At 69.2% G+C, this 20,655-nt stretch carries 17 protein-coding genes and 1 pseudogene; 14 read left to right on the top strand and 4 right to left on the bottom strand.

Going from position 1 to position 20,655, the window contains the following annotated elements; translation table 11 throughout:
- Positions 1 to 15 precede the first annotated feature (15 nt).
- The 6 genes from AB0E78_RS29490 (at position 16) to AB0E78_RS29465 (ending at position 7,700) form a co-directional block, all read left to right on the top strand.
- The gene (locus AB0E78_RS29490; protein WP_361838606.1) at positions 16 to 726 is read left to right on the top strand and encodes an ABC transporter ATP-binding protein; all 711 of its coding nucleotides are present in this window, start codon (positions 16 to 18) and stop codon (positions 724 to 726) included.
- 29 nt (positions 727 to 755) lie between these two features.
- Entirely contained in the window at positions 756 to 3,032 is a 2,277-nt protein-coding gene (locus AB0E78_RS29485) for an FtsX-like permease family protein (protein WP_361838603.1), read from the top strand.
- Positions 3,033 to 3,225: 193 nt separating this feature from the next.
- Positions 3,226 to 3,870 (top strand): LysE family translocator, encoded by a 645-nt coding sequence (locus tag AB0E78_RS29480; RefSeq protein ID WP_361838601.1) that lies wholly within the window; start codon positions 3,226 to 3,228, stop codon positions 3,868 to 3,870.
- A gap of 596 nt (positions 3,871 to 4,466) precedes the next feature.
- A complete protein-coding gene (locus AB0E78_RS29475; protein ID WP_361838599.1) occupies positions 4,467 to 5,192 on the top strand; it encodes a GAF domain-containing protein in 726 nt (241 codons plus the stop codon).
- Positions 5,193 to 6,915: 1,723 nt separating this feature from the next.
- Positions 6,916 to 7,254, top strand: a complete 339-nt coding sequence (locus tag AB0E78_RS29470) for a MerR family transcriptional regulator (RefSeq protein ID WP_361838596.1) — start codon at positions 6,916 to 6,918, stop codon at positions 7,252 to 7,254.
- Positions 7,255 to 7,496: 242 nt separating this feature from the next.
- Positions 7,497 to 7,700, top strand: a complete 204-nt coding sequence (locus AB0E78_RS29465) for a cold-shock protein (protein ID WP_065965692.1) — start codon at positions 7,497 to 7,499, stop codon at positions 7,698 to 7,700.
- A 296-nt stretch (positions 7,701 to 7,996) separates the two neighbouring features.
- Here AB0E78_RS29465 and AB0E78_RS29460 read toward each other — a convergent pair whose 3' ends face one another.
- The gene (locus AB0E78_RS29460; RefSeq protein ID WP_361838593.1) at positions 7,997 to 8,509 is read right to left on the bottom strand and encodes a hypothetical protein; all 513 of its coding nucleotides are present in this window, start codon (positions 8,507 to 8,509) and stop codon (positions 7,997 to 7,999) included.
- A 200-nt stretch (positions 8,510 to 8,709) separates the two neighbouring features.
- On the opposite strand from AB0E78_RS29460, the gene AB0E78_RS29455 reads away from it, so the two are divergent.
- Together AB0E78_RS29455 and AB0E78_RS29450 are read left to right on the top strand one after the other, a co-directional pair.
- Complete coding sequence (locus tag AB0E78_RS29455) at positions 8,710 to 9,363, top strand: hemolysin III family protein (RefSeq protein ID WP_361839174.1); 654 nt, start codon at positions 8,710 to 8,712, stop codon at positions 9,361 to 9,363.
- 871 nt (positions 9,364 to 10,234) lie between these two features.
- Positions 10,235 to 10,410: pseudogene (locus AB0E78_RS29450) on the top strand (MerR family transcriptional regulator); the annotation flags it as partial.
- Between the two features lie 651 nt (positions 10,411 to 11,061).
- Here the strand turns inward: AB0E78_RS29450 and AB0E78_RS29445 are convergent.
- Positions 11,062 to 12,093 carry a helix-turn-helix domain-containing protein gene (locus tag AB0E78_RS29445; RefSeq protein WP_361838591.1) on the bottom strand — a complete coding sequence of 344 codons (1,032 nt, stop codon included), beginning with the start codon at positions 12,091 to 12,093 and terminating at the stop codon, positions 11,062 to 11,064.
- A gap of 153 nt (positions 12,094 to 12,246) precedes the next feature.
- On the opposite strand from AB0E78_RS29445, the gene AB0E78_RS29440 reads away from it, so the two are divergent.
- Positions 12,247 to 13,185: an alpha/beta hydrolase gene (locus AB0E78_RS29440; RefSeq protein ID WP_361838588.1), complete on the top strand. Its 939-nt coding sequence runs from the start codon at positions 12,247 to 12,249 to the stop codon at positions 13,183 to 13,185.
- A gap of 48 nt (positions 13,186 to 13,233) precedes the next feature.
- Here the strand turns inward: AB0E78_RS29440 and AB0E78_RS29435 are convergent, their stop codons facing one another.
- Positions 13,234 to 14,166: an NADP-dependent oxidoreductase gene (locus tag AB0E78_RS29435; RefSeq protein ID WP_361838586.1), complete on the bottom strand. Its 933-nt coding sequence runs from the start codon at positions 14,164 to 14,166 to the stop codon at positions 13,234 to 13,236.
- Between the two features lie 83 nt (positions 14,167 to 14,249).
- Between AB0E78_RS29435 and AB0E78_RS29430 the strand changes: the two genes are divergently transcribed.
- From AB0E78_RS29430 to AB0E78_RS29410, 5 genes are all read left to right on the top strand, one after another.
- Complete coding sequence (locus AB0E78_RS29430) at positions 14,250 to 14,819, top strand: TetR family transcriptional regulator (protein WP_361838583.1); 570 nt, start codon at positions 14,250 to 14,252, stop codon at positions 14,817 to 14,819.
- A gap of 367 nt (positions 14,820 to 15,186) precedes the next feature.
- Positions 15,187 to 15,786, top strand: coding sequence for a hypothetical protein (locus tag AB0E78_RS29425; protein WP_361838580.1), 600 nt, complete (start codon positions 15,187 to 15,189; stop codon positions 15,784 to 15,786).
- Between the two features lie 32 nt (positions 15,787 to 15,818).
- A complete protein-coding gene (pcaC, locus tag AB0E78_RS29420; protein ID WP_361838578.1) occupies positions 15,819 to 17,117 on the top strand; it encodes a 4-carboxymuconolactone decarboxylase in 1,299 nt (432 codons plus the stop codon).
- 40 nt (positions 17,118 to 17,157) lie between these two features.
- Positions 17,158 to 17,790 (top strand): MBL fold metallo-hydrolase, encoded by a 633-nt coding sequence (locus AB0E78_RS29415; RefSeq protein WP_361839172.1) that lies wholly within the window; start codon positions 17,158 to 17,160, stop codon positions 17,788 to 17,790.
- A gap of 45 nt (positions 17,791 to 17,835) precedes the next feature.
- Positions 17,836 to 18,618, top strand: a complete 783-nt coding sequence (locus AB0E78_RS29410) for an exodeoxyribonuclease III (RefSeq protein WP_361838575.1) — start codon at positions 17,836 to 17,838, stop codon at positions 18,616 to 18,618.
- 69 nt (positions 18,619 to 18,687) lie between these two features.
- On the opposite strand, the gene AB0E78_RS29405 is transcribed toward AB0E78_RS29410, so the two are convergent.
- Positions 18,688 to 20,454 carry an SGNH/GDSL hydrolase family protein gene (locus tag AB0E78_RS29405; protein WP_361839169.1) on the bottom strand — a complete coding sequence of 589 codons (1,767 nt, stop codon included), beginning with the start codon at positions 20,452 to 20,454 and terminating at the stop codon, positions 18,688 to 18,690.
- Positions 20,455 to 20,655: the final 201 nt, after the last annotated feature.

Genomic DNA, 20,655 nt, shown 5'->3' with positions numbered 1-20,655 from the left:
CCTAGGTTTCGGGGCATGACAAACGATCACGAAGGTGCCCGGCAGACAGTGGTACGGCTGGACGGCGTACACAAGGAGTACGGCGACGCGAAGGCCCTGGACGGGCTGTCGCTGGAGATCAAGGCGGGCGACGCGGTGGCGGTGATGGGGCCTTCCGGCTGCGGCAAGTCCACGCTGCTCAACATGGTGGCCGGGCTGGACCGGCCGACCTCGGGCACGGTCGAGGTGCAGGGCCACGACCTGGGCAAGCTGAACGAAACGGGCCTCGCCCTGTTTCGACGCCGCCACGTCGGCATGATCTTCCAGTTCTTCAACCTCATCGACGACCTGCCCGTCCTGGACAACGTGGCACTGGCCGCACAGCTGACCGGCACCTCGGCCCGGCAGGCGCGCCGCCGGGCCCTGGAGCTGCTGGACGAACTCGGTGTCGCCAAGCGCCGCAACAACTACCCGGCGACGCTGAGCGGCGGTGAGCGCCAACGCGTCGCCGTGGCAAGGGCGTTGATGAACCGCCCGGCACTGCTCCTCGCGGACGAGCCGACCGGCGCCCTCGACAGCCGGTCGGGCGAACAGGTGATGGATCTGCTGATCGACCTGAACCAGATCGGCCAGACCCTGCTGATCGTCACCCACGACCCGCAGCTGGCCACCCGCTGCGCCAGCCGCCTGGTCGAAGTCGCCGACGGCCGGGTCGCCCGCGAGCGCACGCTGGAGGTGTCGGCGTGAGGGCCGTGTGGAGAGCCTCGCGTGCAGCGGTGAAGCGGCGCCGGGTCCAGACCTTCGTCATCGGTCTTGTGGTGCTCTGCTCCACCACCACCGTCCTGCTCGCGCTGACCCTGTTGACCGCGGCGTCCAGCCCCTTCGACAAGGCGTACGCCGAACAGCGCGGCGCGCACACGGCCGCTTCCTTCGACACCACGAAGGTCACCCCGGAACAACTGGCCCGTACCGCGAAGCAGCCCGGAGTGGAGGCGGCTGCGGGACCCTTCGGACAGGCAGTCGTCGGCATACCCAAGAACTGGCTGTGGATGGCAGGCGGCACCCTCAGCGTCGTGGGCCGGGCCGACCCGGCGGGCCCCGTGGACCGGATCGACCTGCTGGAGGGCCGGTGGGCCACCGGCACCGGCGAGATCGTCGTCAACTGGTCCGTACAGGGCTCTCCCGGCACCGAATTCCTCGGTACGAAGCTGAAGACACCGAGCGGAGCGACGCTGACCGTCGTCGGGTTCGCCACCAGCATGAGCAAGTCGGCAAGCGCCTGGGTCTCACCCGCGCAGATGACCGCCCTGCACCCCACCTCCGCCCAGATGCTCTACCGCTTCACGAAATCCGACACCGAAGCCCAGCTGAGCACTTCGCTGGAGCGGGCAACCGAGGGACTGCCCAAGGACGCACTCACCGGCGCGCAGACCTACCTCACCCTCAAGCAGGCGTTCTCCGCACTGGTCGACTCCTACCTCCCCTTCATGACCCTCTTCGGCATCCTCGGTCTGCTGGTCTCCGTCCTGATCGTCGGCAACGTGGTCAGCGGGGCGGTCGTCTCCGGATACCGGCACATCGGCGTCCTCAAGGCGCTGGGGTTCACCCCCAACCAAGTCGTCGCCGTCTACCTGACCATGCTCCTCGTACCGGCCCTGGCAGGCTGCGTGCTGGGCACGCTGGTCGGTAACGCACTGGCCGGGCCGATGATGAAGGTCGCCTTCACCGGCATCGACGTCGGCCGGGCCACGGTCGGAGAGGTCAGCCCGTGGGTGACCGTGGCCTGCCTGCTGGGCATGCCCGCCCTCGTCCTGTTCACCACACTGATCCCCGCCCTGCGGGCCCACCGGCTGCCCGCCGCACAGGCCATCAGCGCCGGCGGCGCACCCCGGACCGGACATGGACTGCGCGTCCAGCGGATGCTCGGTGCCACCCGTCTGCCACGCCCGGTCAGTCTGGGCATGGGCCAGCCCTTCGCCCGCCCCGCCCGCACCCTGCTGACCCTGGCCGCCATCGTCCTCGGCGTCACCACCGTCACCCTGTCCACCGGCCTGACCAGCACCCTGGTCGCGTACGGCAACGTCGGCAAGGAGGACGGCGCTGCCCGCATCCAGGTGACGACCGGCGGATCCGGCGACGACACGACGGCGCCCCGCCTCAGCGACGCACAGATCGAGGCGCGGCTGAGCGCCCTGCCGGGTGCGAAGGGGGTACGGGCCCGCGCGTTTTCCCAGGCGAGCATGACCGGCCAGCACCAGTCCGTCTTCGCCGACTTCTACCGTGGCGACAACTCCCTCTACGAGCACACCATCGTCAAGGGCCGAGCCCCGAAGGCGGCCGGCGAGATCGTGGCCGGACCGGCCTTCCTCACCCAACGCGGCCTGAAGATCGGCGACCGGACCACTCTGGAACTGAACGGAAAGAAGATCACCGCAACTGTCGTGGGCCAGGTCATCGAAGGCAACGCCCGTGCGCTGGAAGCCACGTGGGACACTCTGACCCACCTCGCACCCAACGCCCACGCCACCGAGTACACGGTCCGTCTCGCCCCTGACGCCGACGCCCGCGCCTACGCCGAGGCTGCCGGGAAGCTCGACCCGGCCGTGCACGCCTCCGTGCTGGACCCCGGCAACGCCGGCACCGCCACCGTCATCGCCTTCTCCACCGTCTTCACCGTGCTGCTCACCCTGGTGTCCTCGCTCGGCGTCTTCAACACCGTCCTGCTCAACACCCGTGAACGGCGCAGGGACCTGGGCATGCTCAAGTCCATCGGCATGACGCCCCGTCAGGTGATCCTGATGACGGTCACCTCGGTCGCCGGGCTCGGCGCCGTCGGCGCACTGCTCGGCATCCCCCTCGGGATCGCGGCCCACCGCCTCGTCGTGGACAACGTCGGCGTAGTCGACTTCCCCGAGTACATGAAGGACGTATGGCACGCGCCCCAACTGGCCGCGATGCTCCTGGCCGGAGTGACGATCGCCGTGCTCGGTGCCTTGATCCCCGCCCGCACGGCGGCCCGCACCACCATCGCCGCGGTTCTGCACACGGAATAGTCGCCACGGCGCGGCGGCTGGACCCGATGGCCCGCGCAGAGCGCCAGTTGTCTCGCTGGGCGCATAAAGATACCGAGTGGCCAAGCCATATGCTGAGCCGGGCGAGGCGGGCGCAGCTCGTGCGCTACCCCCGCCCTCTGCAGCCGGGCGCCCCTCCATACGAGGCTCCCGACGAACAACGGAAGGTTGACCGGTGATCGCTCTGACCGCAGTCGGAGGAGTGGCCCTAGTCGAACTGGGTATGGCGTTGACTCCCGGACCGAACATGATTCACCTCGCCTCCAGGGCAATCACCCAAGGCCGCCGGGCGGGCCTGGTCAGCCTCAGTGGGACCGCCGTGGGATTCGTGTGCTACCTGCTGGCCGCGGCTGCGGGCCTGTCCGCGATGTTCGCCGCCGTGCCGGTGACCTTCACGGTGGTCAAGCTCGCCGGGGCCGCCTACCTGGCGTACCTCGCCTGGGACATGATCAAGCCCGGCGGTCGTTCGCCCTTCGCCCCGGCCCAGGACCTGCCTCCGGTCTCCGACGCCCGCCTGTTCTCGATGGGGCTGCTGACCAACCTGCTGAACCCCAAGATCGCCCTGATGTATGCCGCACTGCTGCCCCAGTTCTTGGACCCGCAGGCAGGCCCGGCCTGGGGACAGCTGCTTCAGCTCGGGGCGGTGCAGATCGTCGTGGGAATCTCCGTGAACGCCCTGATCATGCTGGGCGCGGCACGCATGTCGAAGTTCCTGGCCACCCGGCCCCGCGTCCTGACCGCCCAACGCTTCACGGCAGGCGGTCTGCTCGGCGCTTTCGCCATGCATACGGCGCTGTCCCGCAATGTTGTCTCCACCTGAGCCGTTCCGCGACGCACGTCACCTTGAGGCTGCTGCGGCTGGCCCGGGGAACCAATATGTTCGGCTTCACCGGCCACCGGTTCGACGGCAAACCTCAGGAGTGGCGGTTCTCGCCGCGACATTGGTGGCGGGTTTGGGGCCGTGTCACGCGCATCCTCGAACTCCTGCCGACCTGACGCCCGCTCTCCCGCCATCGTTCATTAACCAACTCTCGCTACACGAGGGCCACTTCGCACATCACCCGGGCACCTGGATCCTTGGCCACCTCTGGCGGTGTCGCGTTTCTCGGGTTTGGAGATCCGGTGTGCGTCCCCTGTGCCGAGCTCCCTCGTGCTGTCCCCCTTGCTTTTCCTGGCGTGGTTGCTGAGGGCCTTGCCCAAAGCCTCACGGCGGCGGAGTCCTTCGGGTGGTTCGCCTTATTCTTCATGCTGCCGGCCGCCCGATTCGTACGGCAGGTGTCCGGAAAGCCCGCCGGATGGGCCCCGAGCGGGCGCGGGGCCTCCTACCTGAGATCCCTGCGGGGGTCTACCCTTGTTTGTACTGGTGAGCGAGCAGGTGCCCTGTCCGCGGCTCCAGGTGAGCATTGGGGCTGTGTCATGGATGTGCGGCAGAACACCGCGGCTTGGAAGCGTGTCGTTGAGATCGCGAGTGCCGCCGACCGTCCGGTGGCGTTGCCGTCTGCCGTGACGGCGTGTGTGGAGGATGTGGGCGCGGATGGCCTGGGAGTCAGCCTGATCACCTCGGGCCGGATCAGGACCGTGGCCCATGCGGCTGACGAGCGCAGCTACCTGCTGGAGGACGCGCAGCTGGTGGCGGGGGAAGGCCCGTGCACCGAGGCATACCTGCAACGCCGGATCGTGGAGGCGGACATGCAGTCCGCCTCCGGGCGGTGGCCCGTCTTTCTGCGGACGGCCGGTGAACTCGGCATCCGCCGCGTGGTGGCCGTGCCGCTGCTGGTCGGCAATAACGTCCCGGTCGGCGCCATGGACGTTTACCACACCGCCCGCGCTCCCCTCAGTGCGGCGAATCACGCCAGGCTGGAGGCATACGCCCGGATCCTTGCCCTCCTGGCACTGGATGCCCACCCCGTGCTGATCGGATGGGAACAAGCAGCCCCGGAGGCGGGCCCCGTGGGCTATCCACCCGCCGTGCACCAGGCGGCCGGCGCAGCCGCCGAGGCCAGCAACGTCCCCGTCGCCGAAGCCCTGGCCCGCATGCGCGCCCATGCCTTCAGTCACCAGCAACTCCTTGAGGACGTCGCCCGCGACATCCTCACCGGGCAGCTACGCCTTGAGGAAGACCGCGACTCCCCACCTGCCTAGTCGCCTCACCTGCTTCCGAACGGCCTGCGTCCGAGGCGGGGCGGGCCCCAGCTACGACGTGACGGCTTGATCGGTTGCCGAGCCGGCAGGGAGAGGACTCGGCGTGGGACGCATCAATGGAGGAGAGACGCCGGAACGGCGGCTTGCCCTGGCGGAGCGACTGGCAGCTGCTCAGGACTGCGCTCGGCTGCTGGTCGAGGAGAACCGCCGACTCTCGGAGGAGAACCGGCAGCTCAGGCTGTCGCATTCTCGGGCGATTGCGCGCGTCTTGCGAGTATCCCATGCGCGGGCAGCGTGACCAGGACCGCTCGACGACCCAGTGGCGCGGATGGACGGCACGCACGCACAAAGGTCGGACGCGGCACGATAGCGACGCTGCTGAGCGTATTCGCTGTCGATGGAAACGCGGAGATTTGCTAGTCCACCGCTGACGAACCACCGTCACCGCCACCGGATTTGCGGATCCTGGACTCTCCTCATCGACTCACCGGCACCGATACCGGGCCCTGGCAGTGAGTCCACCTGATGCAACAGTGGTTGCCCCAGCCGCCCCAGCAACAGAGGGTTCGCCCGGAACACGTTGGTACGGGTTGCAGCGCAACAGCACGGTCGCAACACTCCCCGCCCCTCGCGCGAAGCCGGATGGTCCTATCGAGCGCTCGGACGCCTCTGGACACGATCGCCTGTCACCTGGAGTCAGTGCGAACTCGCTTTCCAACGCCTGCAGTTGCTCCGTTTGGCCTGTTGGCTCAGCGCATGTGTACAGCGAGATTCAGGGGAACCCGTCGGCTTCGGATGTTTGAATCGTCGAGCAGGCGGCCCACCTCGGGCGACGCTACCGATAGGGCGAGCACAGGCGGGCGGGCGAGGGTGCGAGAGTCACCGCGGGCCGAGGGAGTAGATCCTCGCTGAGGCGCTGAGGCGCTGAGGCGCTGAGGCGGTAGCCAGGGCGCCGGTCTGCGGATTACGGCACTGCCACCGACCTCACGAAGAGCTCTCGGGCTGCGCGGCCTGTGGGCCACTCAGCGCGCCGGACCTCAGCTTCGGGGCTGCGCCGACCATCCATGAACCGACCGCAGCGAATTACCTAATCTTCGAGCACGCAAAAATCTATGCCCGCTGGAGTAGACATTGGGTGGTCACGTGGTTATGGTTTCTCTCGTAGCCGAGATCGAGCAGGGCCTGGCAGAGACGAACTGCCGGGCAGCAGTACCCGCAAGTGCAGTATCTGTAAGTGCAGTTCGCAGTACCCAGCAGTGAAGGCAAGTGAGCAGCACCTTGGTGAAGGCGTCGGCTGCGGGCGCGCGCACCGGGAGGTTCGGCAGTGGGGTTCTAAGCCAGAGCGGATGCAGGAGAGGCGACGGGGCTGGCTGCCGAAGTGTGGCGCTGATACAGGCCACCAGTAGTTCGCATCACCGGTACGCAGGAGAGCGGTACCAGCAGTAGGTAAGTGATTGATCCCAGAGGGAAGAAACGGAGGAGCCGAGCGCCATCAGGATCGCCCGGGCGGAAGTGCTGAGCCCGGGTACCGCAGGACATCGTTAGTGAGGTGGTCTCCGGTCACGCATCCGCGATCCCCGCATTGCCCGCCCTCTCCCGGGTGGGCCTGCGGAACAAATAGGCCGGCGCAGCACTAGGGCCGGCAGATGGTGTAGCAGTTCCTTCGGGGCCCGGGTGCCGTACGGCACCCGGGCCCCTCCACGCGTTCCACAGAGAGGTGCAGATGACAGCAGACGATTCGTTCAGCCGTCTCGACGACGACGATTACCCCGCCTACACCATGGGCCGGGCCGCCGACATGCTCGGCACCACCCAGGGCTTCCTCCGCGCCATCGGCGAGGCCCGCCTCATCACCCCGCTCCGCTCGGCGGGCGGCCACCGCCGCTACTCCCGCTACCAGCTGCGCATCGCCGCCCGCGCCCGCGAACTCGTCGACCAGGGCACCCCCATCGAGGCTGCCTGCCGCATCGTCATCCTCGAAGAACAGCTCGGAGAAGCCCAGCGCATCAACGCCGAACACCGCCGCACCGCAAGATCACCCAGCGCCCCGGTCGCGGTCTGAGATGAGCATGCGCGGGTAGCGGCGGTCGCGTCACGCTCGATCCCGGTGTACGAAGTGATCATTCCTATGGTGACGTGGAGTGCGGACGTGTAGCCTCTGCGTCAGCTGTCGTGGTTCGGAGTTCCCCTTTTGCCCACGCTTTTTGGCGTGGGCATTTTGCTGTGCTGTGCCGCAGGAACCAGGGCGATCACCTCTGCCTTCCACAAGGAGTGGGAGGCATTCATCGACTGGAAGGCATGACTATGGCTACGGGGACTGTGAAGTGGTTCAACGCGGAGAAGGGTTTCGGCTTCATCGCTCAGGACGGTGGCGGCCCGGATGTCTTCGCGCACTACTCCGCGATCAACTCCTCCGGCTTTCGTGAGCTCCAGGAGGGCCAGGCTGTGACGTTCGACGTCACCCAGGGCCAGAAGGGTCCGCAGGCCGAGAACATCAACCTGGCCTGACCTCTGGGCCGTTCCCGCGGGATCGCGTCCGCCGTGTCGGTGACTGCCGCAACCTGTGCGGGGTGTCCTTGTCAGCCGGACCATGGGCCCCGCTCTCGCGCCGGGCGTCGACAGGACTCATGGGCGGGCAGGGTCAGGGCCGCGCGGCAATGGCTGCGCGGCCCTGATCTGTTGAGGCGGACCTGAGGGCCGACCTCGGCCGGCGACTTCCTGTACTCGGTCGCTGCAAGCGTTGTCCCCGGCTGGGCCGGTCGTCTCACCGTACGGTGTGGCCGGTCGGCCCGGTCGGGACGCGTTCAGACACTGGTCCAGGCGTTGAGGAAGGCTTTCCGTCCAGCCGGATCGTCCGACCGGCGGTCCGCGTGCAGGACGCGCCAGGCGGTGAGCTCGAGATCTCTGAGCCACAGTTCTCCGATGACCTGTGTCTTGAGGTCGGGAAGATGGTCGGACTCGACGAGGGCCTGACCGATCACCTCCCCGGCCGCGGCACGCTGGGGCGGGGTCATCTCATCGACCGCCGAGAGAATCTGTCGGGCCAGGGCGGTTCCTTCTCCCGCCAGGGACCGCAGCACCAGCGCCTTGATGTTGACGGGTAGCAGGTACGCGGTGCCCGAAGATCTCCACAGGTTCGACCAGAAGCGCTCTCCTTCCTTCGTGGGGGAAGGCAGCGCGGCCAGCAGCCCAAGGAGATGACCGGTGGCCGCATAGCCGGCGGAGTGGGCAGTTGCGACGACTGCGATGCTGGCGACGCCCTCCACATCAAGTTGGCCGGCCTCAAGTTGGGACCGGCCTCCCGCGATGCTGTCCAAGTGAGATCTTTTAGCATGACCGCATGGTTGCCACTGACGCCCAGGAGCCCGGGAGAGGCCGGGAAGCTGTGTCCCGCGACGCCGCTGAGGTCGAATGCAGTCACCTTGCCTCAGCGCGTGGAGAGCGCGATGAGGGCGGACTGACCTGCGGATCACAAGGTGGCGATGCGGGCGATGAGGCCCACTCGGTTGCTGCTGTGGTGGAGCGAGCGGCCGAACTGGTCGAACCGATCAAGCCGAGACTGCGTGGCTGGCTCCATGCCGGAATGGTCCCTGCCGCGCTGATCGCAGGCGTCGTACTCATCTGCCTGGCCGATACTCCGCAGGCGGTCCTGGCCTGCGCCGTGTACTCGGTCACCGCCTGGCTGCTGTTCGCCACGAGCGCCATCTACCACCGCGGCACCTGGGGGCCGCTCGGCGAGGCTCTTCTGCGGCGCCTCGATCATGCCAACATCTTCCTGATCATCGCCGGCACCTGCACCCCCCTGGCCGTGCTCCTCCTCCCGCCGGACCAGCAATCCGTGCTGCTGTGGATCGTATGGGCGGGCGCATTGGCCGGCATCATCTTCCGGGTCCTGTGGGTCGCAGCTCCGCGCTGGCTGTACACCCCGTGCTACCTGATCCTGGGGTGGGCACCGGTGCGCTACCTGCCCGACTTCCTGCACGCCGGCGGAGTGGCCGTACTCGTCCTGATCGTGGTCGGCGGCCTCCTCTACAGCGCGGGCGCGGTGGTCTACGCCCTCCAGCGGCCCGACCCCTCACCCCGCTGGTTCGGCTTCCACGAGGTCTTCCACGCGCTGACCGTGGCAGCTTTCACCGCGCACTACACCGCCATCTCCCTGGCCACCTACTGACCGGCTCGGCCCGTGCCCGCGGCGGCGGCCGGGGCCGGCCGGAGCTGACTACCGGAGCAGTACTCGAGTCCCGGCAGCGACGCCCATGCGCACGCCCGACTCTCGGCATTCGAAGGCGATTACCTCACCATCGAACACACGGAAATCTATGTCGGCTGGAGTAGACATTGGGTGGTGGTGTGGTTATGGTTTCTCTCGTAGCCGAGATCGAGCAGGGCCTGGCAGAGACGAACTGCCGGGCAGCAGTACCCGCAAGTGCAGTTCGCAGGACGGTGCGGTGGTGGAGTTCCGAAGCCAGAGCGGTTGCAGGACGGCGACGGGACTGACGACCGGACCGGGCGGCCCGCAGTGATCAGGGGCCTCCGTGAGCAGGACCGCAGTACACGCAAGTGCAGTATCTGTAAGTGCAGTTCGCAGTACCCAGCAGTGAAGGCAAGTGAGCAGCACCTCGGTGAAGGCGTCGGCTGCGGGCGCGCGCACCGGGAGGTTCGGCAGTGGGGTTCTAAGCCAGAGCAGATGCAGGAGGGGCGACGGGGCTGGCTGCCGAAGAGTGGCGCTGATACAGGCCACCAGTAGTTCGCATCACCAGCAGTAGGTAAGTGATTGATCCAAGAGGGAAGAAACGGAGGAGTTGAGCGCCATCAGGATCGCCCGGGTGGAGTCTTGAGCCCGGGTACCGCAGGACATCGTTAGTGAGGTGGTCTCCGGTCAAGCAACCGCGATCCGGGCAGCCCCGACAGCATCTTGGTCGGGTCTGCGGAAACAGTAGGCCGACGCAGTATCAGGGTCGGCAGATGGTGTAGCAGTTCCTTCGGGGCCCGGGTGCCATACGGCACCCGGGCCCCTCCACGTGTTCCACAGAGAGGTGCAGATGACAGCAGACGATTCGTTCGGGCGTCTCGATGACGACGACTACCCCGCCTACACCATGGGCCGGCCGCCGACATGCTCGGCACGACACAAGGTTTCCTGCGCGCCATCGGCGAAGCACGCCTGATCACGCCGCTGCGCTCGGCGGGCGGCCACCGCCGCTACTCCCGCTACCAGTCTTAGGCGTTGCCGGTGTCGGTGGGTGCGTTGGCTGGCGTGGTGTCGATGGGGGGCAGTTGGCGGCGATCTCGTTCAGCGTTTGGGTCTTGAGTTTGTTGGCGGTGAGCTTCCAGCGGGGTTTGGTGGAGACCTAGTCGGTGGCGTAGGTGCAGTGGGCGTCGGCTGCCGGGGGCAGCCACTCGGCCGGGTCCTGCTGTGGATCGGTCCGAATGCCCGCGCTGTGGTGCCCTGCCTCGTGGCGCAGCCGTGGAGAAGCCGTATCGGTCGTGGAGGAACTTGAACCACGGTGTGGGCCCGTGTGCCGTATATCGATCGGCCGGAGTCAGGTTGAGGATGTTCCTTGAGCTGGGAGTGAGCATGCTCAGTGTGTGTGGGTGGGGATGCTGCGATGGGCGGGAGGATGGATGGGTGCTGTCCCGGGTTTGGGGTCTGACTCAGGTGAAGGGGCGTCTAGCCTGCTGGTTCGCGGCCCCCTGGCGAGCAGCCTGACCAATGACTGACTGATCCCACCTCACTATCAAGCGCGCGTCGCTGCGCCACGCGCGCTGACCGGAACGCCGACGCACCGCCCGCGCTCCGCGGCCTCTCGGCGCCGCCGACTCCCGGTGCAAGCGGTCGTGTTCCCGGGGCACCCCGCGCCGAACGGCGTCACGTGCCTGCGGACCGGCCCCGCTGGTCCTCGGAGAGGGGCGGTGCGAAGGCGGTGGTGGCCGAGCGGAATGCCCTGCGGTAGGCGGACGGGGTGATGTCCAGGGCGGTGCGCATGTGCTGCCGCAGGTTGGTGCCGCTGCCCAGGCCGGCCCTGGCGGCGATGTCGTCAACAGGCAGTTCGGTCGACTCCAGCAGATGGCGTACGTGTGCCAAGCGGGCCGAGGCGAGCCATTCGGCCGGGGAGAGTCCGGTCTCCTGTCGGAAGCGCCTGGTGAAGGTCCGTACGCTCATGTGGCAGTGGGCCGCGAGGTCTTTGAGGGACAGTCGCCGATCCAGGTGTTCCGTCATCAGCGTCCGCGCCCCGGCCGTTGAAGTGCCCGCGTCCTCCCGGACCGGGTGCTCGATGTACTGTGCCTGCCCTCCGTCTCTCATGGGCGCGACGACGTTGTACCGCGCCACCCGGTTCGCCACGGAACTGCCGTGGTCCTCCCGGACCAGGTGCAGGCACAGGTCGATGGCGGCCGCACCACCGGCTGACGTCAGGATCCCGCGATCGGCGATGTAGAGCGGGTCGGTGTCGAGGTCGACTGCGGGAAAGAGCCGCCTGAACTGCTGCGCATAGCGCCAATGGGTCGCGGCCCGGCGGCTTTCCAGCAGGCCGGCGGCCGCGAGTACGAACGAGCCGGTGCACAGCGATACCACCCGGGCGCGGCGCCGGGCCGCACGGCGCAGCGCTTCGGCGACGGAGGCATCCACCGCGCCGGCGTCCAGTACCTCCGGGCAGCGGGTGCCGGCGACGATCACCGTGTCGGCGTGCTCCAGCAGGGACAGGTCGCCCTGCGGCGTGACGCCATACCCGTTCACCGTCGGTACCGGGGCCCCGTCCGGGGTGAGGGTGCGTACCTCGTAGGCCGCGGTGCCCGCGCGGGTTTCGACCGAGGCAAGCATCTGGGCCGGGATGCTCAGGTCGAAGGCCACCACCGGTGCGAGGGCCAGGACGGCCACATGATGCGGCGTCGCAACAGTCATGGCCCAATAGTTGCACATAGTGGCTCTCAGGCCACTTCTGTGCCGCTCGTGATCGGCAGAGACTGATGTCAGTTCCGCACAACAGCCCGCACAACAGACGCACAACAGACCGGGCAGCACCCGGTCGAACACCCGAAAGGCACCTATCCAGCCATGACTGCCCCCGCTGTCGATCCCGAGATCCAGACCCTGCTCGACACCGCCGACACCGGCGTCTTCCCCGTCCACGGCCTGGACGCCGTCCTCGCCGACCCCCAGCGCTACGCACTGCTGCGCGCACACCCCGATACCCCCGTCGACGACCAGGTCAAGGTGCGAGACCTGTACATCCCCGGCCCCGCAGGACAACTGCGACTACGCGTCTACCGCCCCGACACCTCCGAAGACCTGCCGATGATCCTCTACATACACGGCGGCGCCTTCACCTACGGATCCCCCGAGGCCGAAGAGGGACGCTCCCTGCGCTACGCCCGCGACGCCCACGCCGTCGTCGTCTCCGTCGACTACCGCCTCGCCCCCGAGCACCCCTACCCGGCCGCAGCCGACGACGCCTACGCCGCCCTGACCTGGATCGCCGACAACCCGGCCGAACTCGGCGGAGACCCAACGCGCATCGCGGTGGCCGGCGGCAGCGCCGGCGGGAACATCGCCGCCTCCACCGTGCTGCGTGCCCGCGACCAGGCGGGCCCGCACCTGCTCTTCCAGTCCCTGACCTACCCCAGCCTCGACGGCAGTCTGACCAGCGCCTCGGCACGGGAGTTCACCGATACCCCGGTCTTCAACCGGGGCGCGCTGGAACTGGCCGTGCAGTACTACGCGAAGGACGGCCACGCCGACCCGTACGCCTTCCCGATCCGCGCCACCGATCTCAGCGGCCTGCCGCCCACCTACATCGCCGTGGCCGAGATCGACCCGCTGCGCGACGAGGGCCGCGACTACGCCGCACGCCTGTCAGCCGCCGGCGTCACCACCGAACTCGTCCAGGTCCCCGGCGCCGTCCACGGCTTTGACCTCCTCTTCCCCCAGGCCCGCATCAGCGAACACAACCTCACCGACCAGGTACGCACCCTGCGCGACGCCCTCCACCCCTGACTGAGTAGGGTCGGGGGCGGGAAACGGAGTGGAAGCCACCGACCCTATTTAGGGCTTGTCGCACAGGGCGATCACGATTTTGCCGTGAACGTGCCTCTCGGCCTGCGTCGTCACGGCTTCGCGGATCTGTTCGACCGGGAAGGTCGCCGCGATCGGAACCGTGATCTCGCCGGCATGGATCGCGTCGGCGATCCGTTCCAGGGCGCCCGGACCCGCGTCGAGGGCGCCCGCCTTGCTGACACCGGGCGGCGGGGCGGGGCCGTCGGCTACGACGGAGATCCGCTCGGGTGTCACGCCGAGCTTGAGGGCGGTCTCGGCCGCCTCCCTTCCGAACAGGTCGGTTGCGGCGGTGATCCCCTCGGGCGCCAGGGCCCGCACCCGGTCCGCCAGGCCAGGGCCGTAGGCCACGGGTTCGGCGCCGAGCCCGCGCAGGAATCCGAACGTGCCCTCGGATGCGGTGCCGATCACTCGGGCACCCGCAAGCTTCGCCAGCTGCACGGCGAAGATGCCCACGCCACCCGCCGCTCCACCGATCAGGACGGTGTCTCCGGCGCGGAGTTCGATCGCGGCGAGCGCGGCGGAGGCCGTCAGACCGGACACCGGAAGCGTGGCCGCCACCTCGTCGCCGATGCCATCCGGGGTGGGCCACAGGTCTGCGGCGGGGGTCTTGACCAGCACGAAATCCGCGACGGACCGGCCGATCGCCGCCCCGAACACCCGGTCGCCGGACGCGAATCCGGTGGCTTCGGCGCCCACTTCGTCCACCACTCCGGCGAAGTCGCTGCCGAACCCGGCCGGCAACGTGATGCCGAACCGCGCCGCCATGTCGGGCTGGGTGGTGATCTGCCAGTCCATCGGATTCAGCCCGGCGGCCGTGACCCGGACGCGAACCTCGTCCGGCGCGGCGTGCGGCTCGGGTATCTCCTGCAGCTCCAGTACTTCGGGACCGCCAAATCGCCGGTAACGGACAGCTCTACTCATGGGTGACCTCTCCTGGCCAGTGATGGGACTTGGTCTTATCGACCGTACACCAGTGATGGGACCAAGTCCCGTACACTGTTCCCATGGCTCGCTGGCAACCCGACGCACCAGGACGACTCGCCGCCGCTGCCCTCGACCTCTTCGAGGAGCAGGGCTACGAGAAGACGACCGTGATCGAGATCGCGGAGCACGCCGGGCTCACCAAGAGCACGTTCTTCCGGTACTTCCCGGACAAGCGCGAGGTGCTCTTCGGCGGGGGCACGGTGGCCGGTCTGCTCGTCGAAGGGATCGCCTCGGCGCCGCCGGAGTCCGAGCCGCTCGACGCGGTGGCGGAGGCCCTCGATGCGCTCGGCCGGACGTTCTTCACCGCCGACCGCCGCGAGTTCAGCGGCCGGCGCCAGGCCGTGCTGAACGCCAATACAGAACTGCGCGAACGTGAAGCCCTGAAGAGGATCGAGCTCACCGCCTCGATGATCGAGGCCCTCAACCGCCGCGGAGTCCCGAGCCTGACCGCGCGTGTGGCCGCGCAACTGGGCGCGCTCGCCTGGGAGATCGCCTACGACCAGTGGATCGGCACCGACAACAGTGAGGGCTTCGGCCCGCTGGCACGGCAGGCGCTCGCCGACGTACGCGCGGCCGGAGCTGTGCACTGATCAATGTGTCAGGGCGGCTACTTCCTGGCGAGCGACTTGACCTTCCTGTTCGTTGAACAGCGTGTCTACGTACGGCCCAGTCGAGCTTGCCCGAGTCATGCCGGTCAAGGCTGTTCAGTACTCTCGCCAACGCTCAACCGTGCTCGTATGAACCCCGCAGCAGGGTGTTCCGGGACGATCCCTTTCGCGCGGGGCGCCCTGAGGCGCGCGGCTTCAGGGCCCGGAGTCTACGGGCGGGCAGGGGGCGTAACAGACCCTGCCCCTTCCTGTCCCCGCCAGTGCCCTTGCTCGACTCCCGCCGTCGATGAACCCGGCGTCGCGCCCTCGCCTCGTCGTCACCGAAACGGTCGCTACCCCAGGAGAGGGCGTGGATGTGTTTGACGTGAACTGGATGGACCGGGCCGATCGCCGTAGGCGCGGCAAATCGGATCCACTCGATGCCCAGAATGCGGCGCGAGCTGTGCTGAGCGGGCGGGCCTGTGCTCGGGCCAAATCGGGCGATGGGTCGGTGCAGATCGCCAGGATGTACAAGCTCACGAGGGCGTCGGCCGTGAAAGCCCGCAGCCAGGCCATCAACCAGCTCAAGGCCGTGTTCGTCACCGCCGATCCCGCCCTGCGGGAGGAACTGGCCGGACTGGGCAATGCCGAACTCTTGCGTACCTGTGCGCGGTTCACCGACGTGAGCAGTCACGAGGGGGCAGGCGAGGAGTCGGTGCTGCAGGCCAATTGGATCACGCTGGGGCTGCTGGCTGACCGGATCGGCCGGCTCTCCGAGCAGATCCGGGATGTGGATGCTCGTCTGACCCGGCGGGTGGAAGGTCATGCCCCTCAGCTGCTCGCTGCCTTGTGCGGGGTGAGCCCCGTCGAGCGTTCCTCGGGACGTCGGCAGGTCCGTTGCCTCAAACGCTACGCTGCCCGAGAGGTCTTCCACCTGGTCAAACAGCTACAGCCAGGACCCCGCTCATAGGGGCTGTCGTGACAGATGAGAGGGTCGGGCGAGTGAGCGAGACACCGAAGAACACCCTGCAGTACCGCTTTGACGGGCCGGAAGATGCTCCTGTCCTGATTCTGGGTCCCTCGCTGGGTACCACATGGCACATGTGGGACAGGCAAGTACCCGAGCTGGTCAAGCAGTGGCGCGTGTTCCGCTTCGACATGCCCGGACACGGGGGCGCCCCGGCCCACCCGGCCGGCTCCGTCGCCGAGATATCCCAGCGGCTGCTCGCCACCCTCGACGAGGTCGGCGTACAGCGCTTCGGGTACGCGGGCTGCGCGTTCGGCGGCGCGATCGGTGCCGAGCTCGCCCTGCGCCACCCGCAGCGCGTCGCCTCCCTGGCCCTGATCTCCGCGTCGCCGCGCTTCGGCAGCGCCGACGAGTTCCGCCAGCGCGGGGTCATCGTGCGGAGCAACGGCCTCGACCCCATCGCGCGTACGTCCCCCGAGCGCTGGTTCACGCCCGGCTTCGCCGCCGCGCAGCCCGCGATCACCGACTGGGCCGTACAGATGGTGCGGACGACCGACCCGGGCTGCTACATCGCGGCCTGCGAGGCCCTCGCCGCCTTCGACGTGCGCGCCGAGCTCGGGCGGATAGGCGTGCCCACGCTCGTCCTGGTCGGGTCAGAGGACCAGGTCACCGGGCAGGGCGAGGCCCGCACCCTCGTCGCCGGCATCCCGGACGCCCGTCTCGCCGTGGTGCCCGGCGCCTCCCACCTCGCCCCGGTCGAGCAGCCCGCGGCCGTCACCGACCTCCTCGTACGCCACTTCTCCACCGCCTGGCAGCTCGGGCCCGACGCCACCGGGACGCACGCCGCGATCAGCGCACCGCCCGTCAAGCCGGTCATCGCCCCGCCGACGCCCGTCTTCCCCGTCGCCGAGATCGGCCCCACGGAGCAGCCCGAGGCCGTGGGCGGCGGACGCCCCGACCCGTACGAAGCGGGGATCAAGGTCCGCCGCGAGGTCCTCGGCGACGCCCACGTCGACCGGGCGCTGGCCGCCGCCGACGACTTCTCCACGGACTTCCAGGAGCTCATCACGCGCTACGCGTGGGGCGAGGTCTGGAACCGGCCCGGCCTGGACCGGCGCTCCCGCAGCTGCGTCACCCTCACCGCGCTCGTCGCGGGCGGCCACCTCGACGAGCTGGCGTTCCACACCCGCGCGGCCCTGCGCAACGGCCTCACCCCGCAGGAGATCAAGGAAGTGCTGCTCCAGGCAGCCGTCTACTGCGGAGTACCCGCGGCGAACTCCGCCTTCAAGGTCGCCCAGGCCGTGATCCGTGAGGAAACCACTCCCCAGGCGTAACGCGTAGCAGGATGGGGGCATGACGACTGCCGCGAAGCGCATCAAGCTCACGAAGAAGACACACGCCTGTGTCCGCCTGGAGCGGGACGGCCGGAGTCTCGTCATCGACCCCGGCGCCTTCAGCGAGGAGGACGCGGCGCTCGGCGCCGACGCGATCCTCGTCACGCACGAGCACCCCGACCACTTCAGCGAGGACCGGCTGCGGGCCGGCATGGAAGCCAACCCCGGCGCCGAGATCTGGACCCTGCGCTCCGTCGCGGAGAAGATCTCGGCGGCCTTCCCGGGGCGGGTGCACACGGTCGGGCACGGCGACACCTTCGAGGCCGCCGGGTTCGCCGTGCAGGTGCACGGCGAGCTGCACGCCGTGATCCACCCGGACATCCCGCGCATCACCAATGTCGGCTATCTGGTGGACGGTTCGGTCTTCCATCCGGGCGACGCGCTGACCGTCCCCGAGCAGCCGGTGGACACGCTGATGCTGCCGGTGATGGCGCCCTGGAGCAAGATCTCCGAGGTCATCGACTACGTGCGCGAGCTCAAGCCCCAGCGTGCCTACGACATCCACGACGCGCTGCTCACGGACCTGGCCCGGCCCATCTACGACTCGCAGATCGGGTCCCTCGGCGGCGCGGAGCACCTGCGGCTCACACCGGGGGAGTCCGCCCAGTTGTGACCGGTGGACCCGGGGCTGTCAGTGGCGCCCGGTAGGTTGTGAGGCATGCGCATTGCCACCTGGAACGTGAACTCGATCACCGCTCGGCTGCCGAGGCTGCTCGCCTGGCTGGAGAGCAGCGGTACGGATGTGCTGTGCATCCAGGAGACCAAGACCACCGCGGAGCAGTTCCCCGCCGACGAGCTGCGCGAGCTCGGCTACGAGTCGGCGGTGAACGCGACAGGCCGGTGGAACGGCGTCGCACTCGTCTCCCGGGTGGGCCTCGAGGACGTGACGACCGGGCTGCCCGGCGGTCCCGATTACGACGGGGTCCAGGAGCCCCGCGCGATCTCCGCCACCTGCGGCCCCGCGCGCGTCTGGTCGGTGTACGTGCCGAACGGCCGCGAGGTCGACCACGCGCACTTCGCGTACAAGCTGCAGTGGTTCGAGGCGCTGAAGGGCGCGGTCGCCGCCGACGCGGCGGGCGCGCGGCCGTTCGCGGTCCTCGGCGACTTCAACGTGGCGCCGACCGACGCGGACGTGTGGGACCCCGCCCTGTTCGAGGGCGCCACGCATGTGACGCCCGCCGAGCGCGCGGCGCTCGCCGCGCTGCGGGAGGCGGGGCTCTCGGACGTCGTGCCGCGGCCCCTGAAGTACGACCACCCCTTCACGTACTGGGACTACCGCCAGCTCGGCTTCCCCAAGAACAGGGGGATGCGCATCGACCTGGTGTACGGGAACGAGGCGTTCACGAAGGCCGTGTCGGACTCGTACGTGGACCGTGAGGAGCGCAAGGGCAAGGGCGCGTCCGACCACGCGCCGGTCGTGGTCGACCTCGACGTGAAGTGAAGTAGTACGGGGTACGGGGCGCTGGCCGGGCGGAAGACCTTCCCCGCCGCCGCCGCCCCCGCCCCCGTCCTACGGCCCCAGCTCCCGCAGATCCACCGACTCCGCGAGCGCGGCGAGCCCCGCGTCCCCCGGATGCAGATGGTCCCCGCTGTCGTACGCGGCCAGCATCCGCGACGGATTCGCCGGGTCCCGCAGCACCGCGTCGAAGTCCAGGACGGCGTCGAAGTCGTCGCCGCCCCGCAGGTAGTCGTTGACCTTCACACGCTCCGCGTCCGCCGCGGCCGTGCACAGGGACTCGCCCTGGCAGGGCGCGATCGTCGCCGCCACCACCCGCAGGCCCCGCGCGCGGGCCCGCTCGGCGATCTCCCGCATCCCGGCGGTGACTTGATCCGCCGTCGCGCCCCACCGCACGTCATTGACGCCTTCGAAGACGACGACCGTACGGGCCGAGGTCTGGGCGAACACATCACGGTCCAGGCGGTGCAGCGCGCTGACGCCGCCCGTGTCGGTGGAGACACCGTCGCCGGGGTAGCGGTCCGCGATCACCCGGTTCGCCGAGATCCCCTGGTTCAGGACTCCGAAGCGGGGCACCTCGTCCTGCTGGAGCAGCCGTGTGGCAAGGACGTTGGGCCAGCGGTGGTTCGCGTCCTGCGTCGACTTCACGCCGTCCGTGATGGAGTCGCCGAGCAGCACCACCGATCCCGGCCCGCCGGCCACGTCGACCCCCGTGAGCAGCGGCCATGTGGTGATCGTCGAGGTGTACGCCGCCGGGGAGCCCTCCGCCGCGTGGTCGCCGGGGCCGCTCACGTACGAGCGCTGAATGGCCTGGCTGTGCACGGGCGCGGTCGTCACCGTCTCCGGGAGGTGGAAGCTCACCAGGAGATTCGTGTCCTCGGGCACGTCGAAGTCGAGCGGGTCGCTGAACGCCTGCGCCCCCGCCGGGACTTCGGTGCCGGCCTCGCCCCGGAAGGACAGCGGCTGCGGCTCGCCCCGCGCCCCCGCCCCGGACTCCTGCACCGCCACCGTCGCGCTCCCGATCCGTACCGGCGCCGAGGCGAACGTGTTGTCGAGCCGGATCCGCACCCGCGGCCCGCCCGTGCTGGTGTGGACGACGAGCCGCACGGTCCGGTCGGCCCACGGGCCCACCGCCGTGTACCCGGCCGTCGACGCCGACCAGCTGCCGGTCCACCCCTTGGCCGGCTGCCGCACGGAGAGCGCGAAGACGTGCAGATCGGGGGCGCCCGGATCCTTCGGCAGGGTCACCGAGGCGACCTCGCGCCCGCGCGCCACCGGTACGGTCACGACGTACAGCCGCGCCTTCTCGACGAGTTGGCCGCCCGGAGTGTTCACGTGCGGCAACGCGACCGCCTTCGTGGCGAGCGGGCCCGAGCGCCAGTCCGGTGCCGTCAGGCGGTACGCCCCCTTCGAGCCGTCCCGGTAGCGCACCGTCCCCGCGCCGCTCGCGTCGCCGCCCGTGCCCGCGACCAGGAACGCCAGGGCGTCGCCGCGTCCGCGCACCCGCACGGACTGTCCGTCGGTGCGCACGTTGTCGGCCCGGCCGGGGCGCGTTGTGGGCCAGCTGAGCCGCGCCCCGTCCACGGCGAGCGAGCGGCCCGGCGTCCAGCCCGCCGCCGTCAGGTCCCGCGCCGAGAGGGAGCTTCCCGAACCGTCGAAGTCCGCGTCGCCGGGCCGTGCGTCGTCGCTGACCGCCCGGTTGTCGAAGAGCCGCTCCAGGGGGAGCGGCCCGGGTCTGTGCGGGGCGGCCTGCGCCGCCGCCACGGGTACGGCGCCCGTGAGTACCGCGAGCACGGCGGCCGCTCCCCAGACCCGTGACATGCGTGACGTACGCGAGGTACGCGAGCTGTGTGGGCGCACACCAGACCCCTCCCCTTGGCTGAAGCTGACGTGACGACGGGTGCGCCATGAAGCTAAGGAGGCGGGGGAGCAGCGTCAATGAGGTGCGCGTGAACATGACCCGAACTCGCCGAGATGCCGTAGCCCGGTGGGCGGCGCCCGCCCGGATGCCGCCCGGGCCCC

Origin of the sequence: Streptomyces sp. NPDC032198 (genome assembly GCF_040636975.1) — a bacterium.
GTDB lineage: Bacteria > Actinomycetota > Actinomycetes > Streptomycetales > Streptomycetaceae > Streptomyces.
The sequence above is the reverse complement of the archived record's forward strand: the minus strand, read 5'-3'. Positions and strand labels throughout refer to the sequence as shown.

Bases quoted from the DNA above. Each gene is read 5' to 3' on its own strand.
- AB0E78_RS29490 (WP_361838606.1), top strand. From the start codon at position 16: ATGACAAACGATCACGAAGGTGCCCGGCAGACAGTGGTACGGCTGGAC.
- AB0E78_RS29475 (WP_361838599.1), top strand. From the start codon at position 4,467: ATGGATGTGCGGCAGAACACCGCGGCTTGGAAGCGTGTCGTTGAGATC.
- AB0E78_RS29470 (WP_361838596.1), top strand. From the start codon at position 6,916: ATGACAGCAGACGATTCGTTCAGCCGTCTCGACGACGACGATTACCCC.
- AB0E78_RS29465 (WP_065965692.1), top strand. From the start codon at position 7,497: ATGGCTACGGGGACTGTGAAGTGGTTCAACGCGGAGAAGGGTTTCGGC.
- AB0E78_RS29445 (WP_361838591.1), bottom strand. From the start codon at position 12,093: ATGACTGTTGCGACGCCGCATCATGTGGCCGTCCTGGCCCTCGCACCG.
- AB0E78_RS29440 (WP_361838588.1), top strand. From the start codon at position 12,247: ATGACTGCCCCCGCTGTCGATCCCGAGATCCAGACCCTGCTCGACACC.
- AB0E78_RS29435 (WP_361838586.1), bottom strand. From the start codon at position 14,166: ATGAGTAGAGCTGTCCGTTACCGGCGATTTGGCGGTCCCGAAGTACTG.
- AB0E78_RS29430 (WP_361838583.1), top strand. From the start codon at position 14,250: ATGGCTCGCTGGCAACCCGACGCACCAGGACGACTCGCCGCCGCTGCC.
- AB0E78_RS29410 (WP_361838575.1), top strand. From the start codon at position 17,836: ATGCGCATTGCCACCTGGAACGTGAACTCGATCACCGCTCGGCTGCCG.
- AB0E78_RS29405 (WP_361839169.1), bottom strand. From the start codon at position 20,454: ATGTCACGGGTCTGGGGAGCGGCCGCCGTGCTCGCGGTACTCACGGGC.